Source organism: Methylocapsa sp. S129, from assembly GCF_009765995.1.
Classification (GTDB): Bacteria; Pseudomonadota; Alphaproteobacteria; order Rhizobiales; family Beijerinckiaceae; genus Roseiarcus.
On sequence record NZ_LMUI01000047.1, the window covers coordinates 103,056 to 115,496 of the forward strand.

Here is a 12,441-nt window from a genome sequence, read left to right on the forward strand (position 1 = left end):
GCCATGACGGCGAGGGTAGAGGAGTTCCCCTGCTCCGCGATCACCGGTCCACCTCGCCAAACACGATATCCAGCGAGCCTAAAATCGCCGAGACGTCGGCCAGCAGATGTTTCCTGCACATGAAGTCCATCGCCGACAGGTGGGTGAAACCCGGCGCGCGGATCTTGCAGCGATACGGCTTGTTGGTGCCGTCGGCCACGAGATAGACGCCGAACTCGCCCTTGGGCGCCTCGACCGCCGCGTAGACCTCGCCGGCGGGCACGTGATAGCCCTCGGTATAGAGCTTGAAATGATGGATCAGAGCTTCCATCGAGCGCTTCATCTTGTCGCGCTTGGGCGGCACGATCTTGCCTTCGTCGGATGAGACCGGGCCGCCGCCCGTGGCGCTGCGCAGCTTGTCGCAGCATTGCTTCATGATGCTGGCGGACTGGCGCATCTCCTCCATGCGGATGAGATAGCGATCGTAGCAATCGCCATTCTTGCCGACGGGAATGTCGAAATCCATTTCCTCGTAGCATTCGTAAGGCTGCGATTTGCGCAAATCCCAGGCCGCGCCGGAACCGCGCACCATCACGCCCGAAAAGCCCCAGGCCCAGCATTCGGCAAGCGAAACGACGCCGATATCGACATTGCGCTGCTTGAAGATGCGGTTGCCGGTCAGCAAGGTCTCAAGATCGTCGCAGACCTTCAGAAACGGATCGCAAAAATCATAGATGTCGTCGACAAGCTTGGCGGGAAGATCCTGATGAACGCCGCCCGGGCGGAAATAGGCCGCATGCATGCGCGATCCGCTGGCGCGCTCGTAGAAAACCATCAGCTTTTCGCGCTCTTCGAAACCCCATAGCGGCGGGGTCAGCGCGCCGACGTCCATCGCCTGCGTCGTCACGTTGAGCAGATGCGAAAGAAGGCGGCCGATCTCGCAATACAGCACGCGGATCAATTGCCCGCGCCGCGGCACGGTGATGCCGAGCAGGCGCTCGACCGCCAGCGCATAAGCATGCTCCTGGTTCATCGGCGCGACATAATCGAGCCGATCGAAATAGGGCACGTTCTGCAGATAGGTCCGCGCCTCCATCAGCTTCTCGGTGCCGCGATGCAAAAGGCCGATATGCGGATCGACGCGCTCGACAACTTCGCCGTCGAGTTCGAGCACCAGACGAAGAACGCCATGCGCGGCCGGATGCTGCGGGCCAAAGTTAATCGAGAAGTTGCGAAGATTGTGTTCGTTCATGGGCGGCATCCCAGGCGCACGGTTCCGCGGGACCGCGCAAAGGCAGTCGGGCTTAGGCAATAGGCAGTGGGTTGGAAGTTCGCCATCATCTTATCGTTCGTTCGAGGTTTGGAGGCTCCGCACCAGCGCGCGCAACATCCGCCCGATCCTGTCCGCTTGACCAAGCAATTGTTCGGCAATGTCGAAGCTCCCAAGTTTTAGGCGCTGCGACAATATCAAGTGGGTCTCCAGCTCTTTGAGTGACCCCTGCGCGACTTTGAGAAATTGGACGTACGAACCCGTGCTGTCGCGACCATAGCCCTCGGCGATATTCGCCGGCACGGAAACCGAAGCTCTACGAATTTGCGACGTCAAGCCGTACATCTCATCTCTCGGGAAAATCTTGGTGAATAAATAGCAACCTTCTACAAGCGTCATCGCGTCCAGCCAAATTTTCAGATCGCGATAAGACTTGATCTCACTCACATCCGCACTGCCTATTGCCTAATGCCCACCTGCCTTCTCGTCGCCGGGCAACGGAGCCCCTTCCCAAGGGCTCATGAAATCGAACTGACGGAATTCCTGATTGAGGCGCACCGGTTCATAGACGACGCGCTTCTCTTCATCGTCGTAGCGCACTTCGACGAAGCCGGTCATCGGGAAATCCTTGCGTAGCGGATGACCTTCGAAACCGTAGTCGGTGAGAATGCGGCGCAGGTCGGGATGGCCGTCGAAGAGAACGCCGAACAGATCGTAAGTCTCGCGCTCGCACCAATCGGCGGCTGGAAAAACCGGGATGGCGGAGGGGACCGGCGTTGCTTCATCGGTCTCGATCTTGACGCGCACGCGCAGGTTCAGTTTCGGCGACAGCAGTTGGTAGACAACGTCGAAGCGCTTTTCGCGCTCGGGATAATCGGCGCCGCAAATATCGGTGAAGCAGATGAACTGGCAGGAGGGGTCGTCGCGCAGGAAAGTGAGGACTTCGATGATGCGCGCGGCCTCAGCCAGAAGCGTCAATTCGCCAAAAGCGGATTGAACGCCCGTGACCGCGCCCGGCAGAGCCGCGGCGATCTTGTCGCCGATCGTTTTCAACGCCTCGTCCATCTCGCCCCGTTCCCAATCCGCGTCGTCCGCGCCCCCTCCCGCACGTGGGAGAAACGTTCAGCGTTCGATCGTCCCCGTGCGCCGGATTTTCTTCTGCAGCATCAGCACGCCATAGAGCAGCGCCTCGGCGGTCGGCGGGCATCCCGGCACGTAGATATCCACCGGCACGATGCGGTCGCAGCCGCGCACCACCGCGTAGGAATAATGATAATAGCCGCCGCCATTGGCGCAGGAGCCCATCGAGATGACGTAGCGCGGCTCCGGCATCTGGTCGTAGACCTTGCGCAGGGCCGGCGCCATTTTGTTCGTCAGCGTGCCCGCCACGATCATCACGTCGGACTGGCGCGGGCTCGCGCGGGGCGCGAAACCGAATCTCTCGACATCATAGCGCGGCATCGAGAGCTGCATCATTTCGACGGCGCAGCAGGCAAGCCCGAAGGTCATCCACATCAGCGAACCGGTGCGCGCCCATTGGATAAGGTCGTCCGTCGTCGTAACGATGAAACCCTTGTCGGCGAGTTGATCGTTCAATGCGCCGAAATAGGGATCGTCGGCGCCGATCGGCTTGCCGGTGGCCGGATCGATGATCCCGCGCGGGGCCGGCGCGACAGCCGTCGACGGAACAAGCGGATTGGCGATCAATCCCATTCCAGCGCTCCCTTGTTCCATTCGTAGACGAAGCCGATGGTCAGGACGCCAAGGAACAGAATCATCGACCAGAATCCGAAGGCGCCGATGTCATGAAAAGCCAGCGCCCACGGAAACAGAAACGCGATTTCAAGATCGAAAATGATGAACAGCAGGGAGACGAGATAGAAGCGCACGTCGAATTTCATGCGCGCATCGTCGAACGGGTTGAAACCGCACTCATAGGCCGAGACTTTTTCAGGATCCGGCTTCTTATAGGCCACGATGAATGGCGCGACGAGCAAGACGCCGCCAATGACCGCCGCTATGGCGATAAAAACAACGAGCGGCAGGTAGTCCGATATGAGACTCGGCATGCGGTCTCCGAGGCGTTCGGTTGGCGGGAGCGGAGCGCGGGCCCCGCCTGCGGCAGCTTGAAATGATTATAACCTCAAGCCAGAAATCGTTGATGGCGAAGGCGTATCGCAGCGCAGCGAACCATGCAAGACGAAAGGCGCTTCTGCGGCGAAATCTCACGTGATTGAGATGCCGCGCGGCCTGGACCGCGTGCGGGAGATGGGTTCAAGATTTCAGGGGAAGAATGGCGAGAGTGACGGGACTCGAACCCGCGACCTCCGGCGTGACAGGCCGGCGCTCTAACCAACTGAGCTACACCCCCGTATGGGAGGAGTGCCGGATAGGGCACGCCCCCTTCTAAGTCAAGCGTGACGAGGTCCGCTTTCCCTTAAAACTTTGGCGAGGCCAACCGCCAGCGTCGCAATTCGGCGGGGCTCACAATGTGGATTTCCTCTGGCGGAATGCGCTCGGCCACACGGATGACCGTCGGGCTGACGCCCATCTGGGCGGCATAGCCGGCCAAAGCGTCAACCATGTCAGGAGAGGCGTAGGACGGCGTGGCGGCCGCAAACAGGCGGCCCAGACTGGCGCTATTGTCCTTGCTCGACATCCGGTGGATTCCGAGCCGGCTCTGAGGCGGCACAATCCGCCTGGCGCCGCCCATCAGCGCATAAACGCAGGCGGACATGCATTGGCCGGCGCTCGGGAAATCGAGATCGTCGTCCTTGTCAAAACGCGCGACGACGACGGCAGCCCGCAGCTTGCGCAGCGCCGCGCCCAGGCGCATCGAAGCCACGACGCGCCCGCCGGGCGAATTGAGGACGATGACGTCGCGCAAGTTGGGCGCGTCGGCGACCGATTTCAGGAAATCGACGAACGCCTCAGGCGTGTCCTCCTCGATGATTCCTTCCGCGACGATGACGCGCGGACATCGCGCCCCGCAGGCGCGTCCCTCGAGTTTGGCCAGACGGAAACTCATCGCCGAGCTCTGCGCCGTCGCGGGCTCCAAATGGGCGAAGAACCCCGCGCCGCCAAAAACCAGTGCAAAAAGGAAGAGGATCGCCTGACTTCGCGTCTTCGCCATGCGTCCAATCTTCCAAATGGTGGGCGGTGACGGGCTCGAACCGCCGACCCTCTCGGTGTAAACGAGATGCTCTACCAACTGAGCTAACCGCCCTGGCGCAAATCCGTTCCGCGCGACGCGAAAGCCTATACAGGCGCGAGGGCCGCGCAAGCAATATCGCCCGATCAATATCGCCAATGTCCGGGCAAAAAGAGGGCGGCCGCCAGGGCCGCCCAATTTCTTATGCAAATCAAGCGCTGAATCGGCGGCCAGCCGGCCGCCATCGGCGACTAATTCATTTGGGGATTATTTCTTCGCCGGTTTGGCTTTGTTGAGACTGGCCTTGAGAGCGGCGCCAGCTTTGAAACGGGCGTTCTTCGAGGCGGGAATCTTGATTTCCTTACCGGTAGCGGGATTGCGCCCTTTGCCGGCGGCGCGCTCGCGAACGGAAAATGTGCCAAATCCCACAAGGCGCACTTCGTCGCCCTTCTTCAGCGATTTGCCGATGCCGTCCAGAATGGCGTCGAGAGCGGCTGCCGCGCTCGCCTTGGACAATTCGGCTTCTTTGGCGACATGTTCGACGAGTTCAAGTTTATTCATTTGGCCTCTCCTTTTTGACCTGACGTGGTGCGCGACGCCTGACGCGTTCCTCTCGTCGTCCTCGCAGCCTGCAAACCGTGCTTCGCGCGAATCGACGCCTGGATACGCTCCATAGCTCCTCAAAATCTCGCGCAAACGCAAGGGATACCGACCAAGACTCGTCAAAAAAGATAAGTTTTCCGCGCGTTTTGCATCGCCGCATCGCAAAAAGGGCCGCAAACCCGGAAGATTTGCGGCCCAGCACTGGATAATTTGACCGGAAGAAGGCTCCTGCGCCTCCTTTAGTGCGCGACGACTCCAGCGATGTCCTCATCGCCTGCGCGCGCCTTTGTCGCGGCTTTCACGTCCTCTTCCCAGACAATCGCGCGAGGCTGGCGCACCAAAGCATGCTTCAGCACTTCCTCCATCCGCGACACCGGCACAATTTCCAGGCCGTTCTTCACGGAATCGGGGATCTCGGCGAGATCCTTGGCGTTGTCCTCAGGAATCAGGACTTTCTTGATGCCGCCGCGCAGCGCGGCGAGCAGCTTCTCCTTGAGGCCGCCGATCGGCAGAACGCGGCCGCGCAACGTGACTTCGCCGGTCATGGCGATATCGTGACGCACCGGTATGCCCGTCAGCATCGAGACGATGACCGTCGCCATGCCCACGCCCGCCGACGGCCCATCCTTGGGGGTCGCGCCTTCGGGAACGTGGACGTGGATGTCGCGCCGGTCGAACAGAGGCGGTTCGATGCCAAAATCCACCGCGCGCGAACGCACGTAGGAAGCAGCCGCCGAAATCGACTCTTTCATCACGTCCTTCAGATTGCCGGTCACCGTCATGCGCCCCTTGCCGGGCATCATCACGCCTTCGATCGTCAGCAATTCGCCGCCAACTTCCGTCCAGGCCAAGCCTGTGACCAGACCGACCTGATCGTCGCTTTCAATCTCGCCGTAACGATATTTCGGCACGCCGAGAAATTCGGAAACATTGGCGCCCGAGACGACGATCTTCTTCTTCTTGGTCGTCAGCAGTTCCTTGACCGCCTTGCGCGCAAGGTTGGATATTTCGCGCTCAAGGCTGCGCACGCCGGCTTCGCGCGTATAGCGACGCACCAGTTCCAGCAACGCGCTGTCCTCGACGACCCATTCCTTCGCGTCGAGGCCATGCTTGGTCGTCGCGTTGGGAAGGAGATGCTTCTTGGCGATCTCGACCTTCTCGTCTTCGGTGTATCCGGCAATGCGGATGATCTCCATCCGGTCCATCAGGGCCGGCGGGATGTTCAGCGTATTGGCCGTGGTGACGAACATCACATGCGAGAGGTCGAAGTCGACTTCGAGATAATGGTCGTTGAAGGTCGAGTTCTGCTCGGGGTCCAGCACTTCGAGCAAAGCCGAGGACGGATCGCCGCGGAAATCCATACCCATCTTGTCGATCTCATCGAGCAGGAACAGCGGATTTGACGACTTGGCCTTACGCATCGACTGGATGACCTTGCCGGGCATCGAACCGATATAGGTGCGCCGATGGCCGCGGATCTCCGCTTCGTCGCGCACGCCGCCGAGCGACATGCGTACGAATTCGCGTCCCGTCGCCTTGGCGATGGACTTGCCGAGCGAAGTCTTGCCGACGCCGGGAGGCCCCACGAGGCAGAGAATCGGCCCCGTCAGCTTGTTGGCGCGCTGCTGCACGGCGAGATATTCGACGATGCGCTCCTTGACCTTATCGAGGCCGAAATGATCGGCGTCGAGGATCGTTTGAGCCGCGCCGAGATCCTTCTTGACCTTGGTGCGCTTCTGCCACGGGATCGACAACAGCCAGTCGAGATAATTGCGCACGACGGTAGCCTCAGCCGACATCGGCGACATCTGGCGCAGCTTCTTGAGCTCGCCGGTCGCCTTGTCGCGCGCCTCCTTAGAGAGCTTGGTCTTCTTGATGCGCGCTTCGAGCTCGGACATTTCGTCCTTGCCGTCCTCGTCGCCCAGCTCCTTCTGGATCGCCTTCATCTGCTCGTTGAGGTAATATTCGCGCTGCGTCTTCTCCATCTGGCGCTTGACGCGCGTGCGGATGCGCTTCTCAACCTGCAGCACCGAGATTTCGCTCTCCATCAAGGCGAGACATTTCTCGAAGCGCTTGGCGACGGAATTGATTTCGAGAATGGCCTGCTTGTCGGCGAGCTTGACCGCCAGATGCGAAGCGATCGTATCGGCGAGCTTGCCGTAATCGTTGATCTGGCCGACGGCCGCGACGACCTCGGGCGAAATCTTCTTGTTGAGTTTGACGTAGCTCTCGAATTCCGAAACGACGGAGCGCGACAACGCCTCCGCTTCGACCTTGTCGAGCGCCTCGTCGCCGATCGCCTCAGCTCTCGCTTCGAAATAGCCTTCGGTCGGCAGATATTCCTGCACATGAGCGCGCGAAGCGCCCTCGACCAGCACCTTGACGGTGCCGTCGGGCAGCTTGAGCAATTGCAGAACGGTGGCGAGCGTGCCGGTCGTGAAGATGGCGTCGGTCGCCGGATCATCGTCCGCCGCATTCATCTGCGTGGCGAGCAAGATCGGCTTGTCAGCCTTCATCACCTCTTCAAGCGCGCGGATCGACTTTTCGCGGCCAACGAAGAGCGGCACGATCATGTGGGGAAATACAACGATATCGCGGAGCGGCAGAACCGGGTAAACGTCGACAAAGCCGGGTGCGATAGGCTTGCGATTGCTGGTCATGGAAGTTCCTGTTTCGTGACGACCCGGGCATGGGCAGCTCCCATCTCGGGCTTGAAGCGTCAATGAACCGGTCGATCCCAACCTCCGAAGAGCCTTAGGCTTGACCGTCGCTCGCGTCCCCTCCTGCAATCATGCGCTCAGGCCTCACGCGACTCAACGCTTAATCGAATCAACGCAAGAAATTACGCCAAAACGATCCTCACCAAGATGGCGGTGGACGGCTAGCGTTTCAAGGACTCTCCCGAGCGTGTCCTCAGGATTAAGGCGGTTCAAACGAATACGACGCAGGTTCCTGTGCAGAACCTGCGTCGCATGAAAGAGCGGAAGCGCCATCTCTTGGGTTTTGGGCCGGTTTAGCCGGCTTTTTCGGCGCGTTCGGAATAGATGTAGAGCGGACGCGCCTTGCCATCGACCACTTCGGGGCCGATCACCACCTGCTCGACGCTGTCGAGGCCCGGCAGGTCAAACATGGTGTCGAGCAGGATGCCCTCCATGATCGAGCGCAGGCCGCGCGCGCCGGTGCGCCGTTCGATCGCCTTTTTGGCGACGACGTTCAGCGCCTCGTCCTGGAACGTCAAATCGGTGTTCTCCATTTCGAACAGCCGCTGATATTGTTTGACCAAAGCGTTTTTCGGCTCGGTCAGAATCTTCTTGAGCGCCTCTTCGTCGAGATCCTCGAGCGTGGCGATCACCGGCAAGCGGCCGACGAACTCGGGAATCAGACCGAACTTGAGCAGATCTTCAGGCTCGACATGCCGGAAAACCTCGCCGGTGCGCCGATCGTCGGGCGATTGCACCTTGGCGCTAAAGCCGATCGACGTGCCTTTGCCGCGCGCCGAAATGATGCGCTCCAACCCTGCGAAGGCGCCGCCGCAGATGAACAGAATATTGGTGGTGTCGACCTGCAGGAATTCCTGCTGCGGATGCTTGCGTCCGCCCTGCGGGGGAACGCTGGCGACCGTGCCTTCCATGATTTTCAATAGGGCCTGCTGGACGCCCTCGCCCGATACGTCGCGTGTGATCGACGGATTGTCGGACTTGCGGCTGATCTTGTCGATTTCGTCGATATAGACAATGCCGCGTTGCGCGCGCTCGACATTATAGTCGGACGCCTGCAGCAGTTTGAGAATGATGTTCTCGACATCCTCGCCGACATAGCCCGCTTCCGTGAGCGTCGTCGCATCGGCCATCGTGAAGGGCACGTCGAGGATGCGCGCCAGCGTCTGCGCGAGCAAAGTCTTGCCCGAACCAGTCGGACCGATCAGCAGGATGTTCGACTTGGCCAGCTCCACATCGCTGTGCTTGGTGGCGTGATTGAGGCGCTTGTAATGGTTGTGGACCGCGACCGAAAGCACCCGCTTGGCTTGCGGCTGGCCGATGACATAGTCGTCGAGCACCTTGCAGATCTCGCGCGGCGTCGGGATGCCGTCCTTGCTCTTGACGAGGGAGGTCTTGCTCTCCTCGCGGATGATGTCCATGCATAGTTCGACGCATTCGTCGCAGATGAACACCGTCGGCCCGGCGATGAGCTTGCGCACCTCATGCTGGCTCTTGCCGCAGAATGAGCAATAGAGTGTGTTCTTGGCGTCGCCTTCGGCCTTGGCCATTTTCTTCTCCATACCTCCGCTTATGTCTTACGGTTCAGCGGACGCCCAATATGACAATTTAAATGCAGCATCCTAACAAAGCGTAGCGATCGAGTTCTTCCCGCGACGATGTCGGCGCTTATTCTCTCCGCGACGCATGGCGCGAATAAGGATGCAACCACGATAAGCACAAGCAAATCAAGTGCTGCGCCGCAACAGCGCCGCGCCGGTTCTCAACGCCGGGCGCAACAGTGGCGCAAACCACACGAACGCCCGACGCAGAACACTTAATGCAACACTCAAAGACCTGTATCTAATCTATTGATTAAGGCTAAGTTTTAGCCTCTTCAACTTCGTCGGACCGCTTCGTCACGACCTGATCGACGATGCCAAAGGACTTGGCTTCCTCCGCCGACATAAAATGATCGCGATCCAGGGTCTTGTCGATCGTGTCGTAATCGCGCCCGGTGTGATTGACATAGATTTCATTCAGCCGGCGCTTGATTTTGAGGATGTCCTCGGCATGGCGCTGGATGTCGGACGCCTGTCCCTGGAAGCCGCCCGAGGGCTGGTGGACCATGATTCGGGCGTTGGGCAAGGAATAACGCATGCCTTTCTCGCCGGCGCATAGCAAGAGCGAGCCCATCGACGCCGCCTGGCCGATGCACATCGTCGACACCTTCGGGCGAATGAATTGCATCGTGTCGTAGATCGACAGGCCCGAGGTGACGACGCCGCCCGGCGAATTGATATAGAGCGCGATCTCCTTCTTGGGATTGTCCGCTTCGAGAAACAGCAATTGCGCGACAACCAGCGAGGCAGAACCGTCGTCGACCGGCCCGACCATGAAGATGATCCGCTCGCGCAGCAGGCGTGAGAAAATATCGAACGACCGTTCGCCGCGAGCCGATTGCTCAATGACGATCGGCACCAGATTGTTGGTATAGTAATCGACCAGGTCGCGCATGGATCTCGCTTTCAGGGGGAATCAGGCGTCGCCGCCGAACGCAACATAGTGGCGATGCGAGACTTGTTAAAGGGCCAAGGCGGCGACGTGTTGCGGGCCGAGGCGACCAACGTGCGCTGCGTCAGTCGCGCCGCGAAGGGTCGCCGGCGGGCACGATTTCAAGCAGGAGGGTGCGAGGCGCCATCGCGCCGCGCGCTTTGTTCGCCAGCCGCGAACCGATCATCGACGCCGACAGGTTCGCTCACTTGGCCGGGAGCGTCTCGTCGTCATCGGCCTTCATCAGCTCTTCGCGCGTCATCTTGCGCTCGCCCACTTTGGCCAGCGTCAGAATATGGTCGACGACCTTTTCCTCGTAGATCGGCGCGCGCAATTCAGCCAGGGCCTGCGCATTCTTGCGGTAATAGTCCCAGATCTGCTTTTCCTGGCCGGGATAGGCGCGCGCCCTGGCGATCAGCGCGCTGGTGACTTCCTCATCCGTGACTTTAACTTCCGCCTTGGAGCCGACTTCCGCCAGCAGCAGCCCGAGGCGCACGCGCCGCTCGGCGATGCGGCGGTAATCCGCCCGCGCCGCTTCTTCGGTCGTATTCTCATCGGCGAAACCGCGGCCGGACGCCTTCTGCTCCTGCTCGACCTGGCGCCAGATCGAGTCGAATTCCTGTGAGACGAGCCCTTCGGGAAGCTCGAAGGAATAGCGATTATCCAGATTGTCAAGCAACTGGCGCTTGAGCTTTTCGCGCGAAGCCTTTGAATATTCGTTGCTAATATTCTCCCGGATCATTTCTTTGAGCTTGTCGAGGCTCTCGAAATTCAGGCTCTTGGCGAATTCGTCGTCGATCGTAAAAGCCTCGGGCGCGGCGATCGCTTTGACCGTCACGTCGAAAGCGGCCTTCTGGCCCGCCAGCGCGCGATTGACATAGGCTTCGGGGAAAGTGGCCTCGACGGCGCGCCGTTCGCCGGCGGCGACCCCGACGAGCTGTTCTTCAAAGCCGGGAATGAAGGTGTTGGAGCCGAGAATCACCTCGATATTCTCGCTCGTCCCGCCTTCGAACGCCTCGCCCGCGATTGTGCCAACGAAATCGACCGTGACGCGGTCGCCGTTTTCGGCCTTGGCGCCTTCGGGCCTATCGGCATAGGTGCGGCGATTGTCGGCGAAGCGCTCCAGCGCCTGGTCGACATCCGATTCCTGCACCTCGACCACCGGACGCTCGAGCGAGACGTCGTCGAACGCGCCGACGTCGAACTTCGGCAGCACTTCCAGCGCGACCGTGAAATTGAGATCGCCGCGCGCTTCCAGCGCCGCCTCGATGGACGCCTGATCGGTCGGCAATTCCACCTTCGGCTCCTGGGCGAGGCGCAGACCATTGTCGTCGACGATCTGCTTGTTGGCCTCGGTGATCGCCTCCTGCACGACATCGGCCATCACGGAGCGACCGTAGACGCGCTTCAGATGCGCCACGGGAACCTTGCCCGGACGGAAGCCATTGATCTTGATCTTGTTTTTCATGTCGGCAAGCTGGCCGTCAAGGCGCGCGGCAAGGTCGGTCGCCGACAAATTGATGCTGTATTCGCGCTTAAGCCCCTGCGAAAGCGTCTCGGTCACTTGCATGTCAAACCCGCCCTGTAAAAAACCAAAAACCTTCGACTTCCCGCAGCGCGGGCGGCCGAAGCCCAAAAACCCAATCGGCGCCGACGGACGGCCGAAAGCCTCGCATCGATTATGGTGCGGGCGGAGGGACTCGAACCCCCACGACTTTCATCACCGGAACCTAAATCCGGCGCGTCTACCAATTCCGCCACGCCCGCATCAAGGCGCCTCGCGTGGGAGAACCCGCCGCTTTGGGCGCCGTCTATAGCATCTTGGGCCGCCCGCGCCAGAAAAAAACGAAGGAAGCGGCCGGCTTGGATTTGCGGCGGAAACCGGCTAGTCCCGGATCAGCACGGCGATCGCGACGGTGAACAATCCGCCCGCCATCAGAATCGCAGGCGCCGCCTCATGGGACTGAGCCATCAGGGATCGCCACGGCCCGAACCATAGATAAAGGGCCAGCCCCGCGGCGAAGCATGCGAAAGCGACGATCTTGCTCACAAACGCCTCTCCAACGCGCCACCTTCGCTTCGGACGCCGACGCGACAGGGGCCCTGACGCGACGCAAGGTCCGCGCCGCGTGAAGTGGATCGAAATGGGACAGAGCGGTGGCGGGATCGGCGCGCCGCGACGGAGGGAC

At 60.5% G+C, this 12,441-nt stretch carries 12 protein-coding genes and 3 tRNA genes; all 15 read right to left on the bottom strand.

Features of this window, described 5'->3' with window-relative positions; genetic code table 11:
• Window positions 1-40: 40 nt before the first annotated feature.
• Window positions 41-1,231 (bottom strand): NADH-quinone oxidoreductase subunit D, encoded by a 1,191-nt coding sequence (locus tag GSQ90_RS24730; RefSeq protein ID WP_158817635.1) that lies wholly within the window; start codon window positions 1,229-1,231, stop codon window positions 41-43.
• 90 nt (window positions 1,232-1,321) lie between these two features.
• On the bottom strand, window positions 1,322-1,696 hold the full coding sequence (locus tag GSQ90_RS24735) for a four helix bundle protein (protein ID WP_158817636.1): 375 nt from the start codon (window positions 1,694-1,696) through the stop codon (window positions 1,322-1,324).
• An 18-nt stretch (window positions 1,697-1,714) separates the two neighbouring features.
• A complete protein-coding gene (locus GSQ90_RS24740; RefSeq protein WP_158817637.1) occupies window positions 1,715-2,314 on the bottom strand; it encodes an NADH-quinone oxidoreductase subunit C in 600 nt (199 codons plus the stop codon).
• A gap of 57 nt (window positions 2,315-2,371) precedes the next feature.
• Window positions 2,372-2,983 (bottom strand): NADH-quinone oxidoreductase subunit B family protein, encoded by a 612-nt coding sequence (locus GSQ90_RS24745; protein ID WP_158817638.1) that lies wholly within the window; start codon window positions 2,981-2,983, stop codon window positions 2,372-2,374.
• On the bottom strand, window positions 2,953-3,318 hold the full coding sequence (locus GSQ90_RS24750; RefSeq protein ID WP_158817639.1) for an NADH-quinone oxidoreductase subunit A: 366 nt from the start codon (window positions 3,316-3,318) through the stop codon (window positions 2,953-2,955). Before GSQ90_RS24750 ends, GSQ90_RS24745 begins: the two co-directional genes overlap by 31 nt.
• 225 nt (window positions 3,319-3,543) lie before the next feature.
• Window positions 3,544-3,620 (bottom strand) — tRNA-Asp (locus GSQ90_RS24755).
• A 66-nt stretch (window positions 3,621-3,686) separates the two neighbouring features.
• Window positions 3,687-4,382, bottom strand: a complete 696-nt coding sequence (locus tag GSQ90_RS24760) for a hypothetical protein (protein WP_158817640.1) — start codon at window positions 4,380-4,382, stop codon at window positions 3,687-3,689.
• A 17-nt stretch (window positions 4,383-4,399) separates the two neighbouring features.
• Window positions 4,400-4,475: transfer RNA gene (locus tag GSQ90_RS24765), tRNA-Val, on the bottom strand.
• Between the two features lie 192 nt (window positions 4,476-4,667).
• Window positions 4,668-5,180, bottom strand: a complete 513-nt coding sequence (locus GSQ90_RS24770) for an HU family DNA-binding protein (protein WP_371418442.1) — start codon at window positions 5,178-5,180, stop codon at window positions 4,668-4,670.
• Between the two features lie 62 nt (window positions 5,181-5,242).
• Window positions 5,243-7,663: an endopeptidase La gene (gene lon, locus GSQ90_RS24775; RefSeq protein WP_158817642.1), complete on the bottom strand. Its 2,421-nt coding sequence runs from the start codon at window positions 7,661-7,663 to the stop codon at window positions 5,243-5,245.
• 353 nt (window positions 7,664-8,016) lie between these two features.
• Window positions 8,017-9,270 carry an ATP-dependent Clp protease ATP-binding subunit ClpX gene (clpX, locus tag GSQ90_RS24780; protein WP_158817643.1) on the bottom strand — a complete coding sequence of 418 codons (1,254 nt, stop codon included), beginning with the start codon at window positions 9,268-9,270 and terminating at the stop codon, window positions 8,017-8,019.
• Window positions 9,271-9,580: 310 nt separating this feature from the next.
• A complete protein-coding gene (locus GSQ90_RS24785) occupies window positions 9,581-10,216 on the bottom strand; it encodes an ATP-dependent Clp protease proteolytic subunit (RefSeq protein WP_158817644.1) in 636 nt (211 codons plus the stop codon).
• 241 nt (window positions 10,217-10,457) lie between these two features.
• Entirely contained in the window at window positions 10,458-11,822 is a 1,365-nt protein-coding gene (gene tig, locus GSQ90_RS24790; RefSeq protein ID WP_158817645.1) for a trigger factor, read from the bottom strand.
• 112 nt (window positions 11,823-11,934) lie between these two features.
• Window positions 11,935-12,019, bottom strand: a tRNA-Leu gene (locus GSQ90_RS24795).
• A 118-nt stretch (window positions 12,020-12,137) separates the two neighbouring features.
• Entirely contained in the window at window positions 12,138-12,302 is a 165-nt protein-coding gene (locus GSQ90_RS24800; RefSeq protein WP_158817646.1) for a hypothetical protein, read from the bottom strand.
• Between the last annotated feature and the right edge of the window lie 139 nt (window positions 12,303-12,441).

Coding starts and splice junctions, on each gene's coding strand:
- GSQ90_RS24730 (WP_158817635.1), bottom strand. CDS start 1,231: ATGAACGAACACAATCTTCGCAACTTCTCGATTAACTTTGGCCCGCAG.
- GSQ90_RS24740 (WP_158817637.1), bottom strand. CDS start 2,314: ATGGACGAGGCGTTGAAAACGATCGGCGACAAGATCGCCGCGGCTCTG.
- GSQ90_RS24745 (WP_158817638.1), bottom strand. CDS start 2,983: ATGGAACAAGGGAGCGCTGGAATGGGATTGATCGCCAATCCGCTTGTT.
- GSQ90_RS24750 (WP_158817639.1), bottom strand. CDS start 3,318: ATGCCGAGTCTCATATCGGACTACCTGCCGCTCGTTGTTTTTATCGCC.
- GSQ90_RS24760 (WP_158817640.1), bottom strand. CDS start 4,382: ATGGCGAAGACGCGAAGTCAGGCGATCCTCTTCCTTTTTGCACTGGTT.
- lon (WP_158817642.1), bottom strand. CDS start 7,663: ATGACCAGCAATCGCAAGCCTATCGCACCCGGCTTTGTCGACGTTTAC.
- clpX (WP_158817643.1), bottom strand. CDS start 9,270: ATGGCCAAGGCCGAAGGCGACGCCAAGAACACACTCTATTGCTCATTC.
- GSQ90_RS24785 (WP_158817644.1), bottom strand. CDS start 10,216: ATGCGCGACCTGGTCGATTACTATACCAACAATCTGGTGCCGATCGTC.
- tig (WP_158817645.1), bottom strand. CDS start 11,822: ATGCAAGTGACCGAGACGCTTTCGCAGGGGCTTAAGCGCGAATACAGC.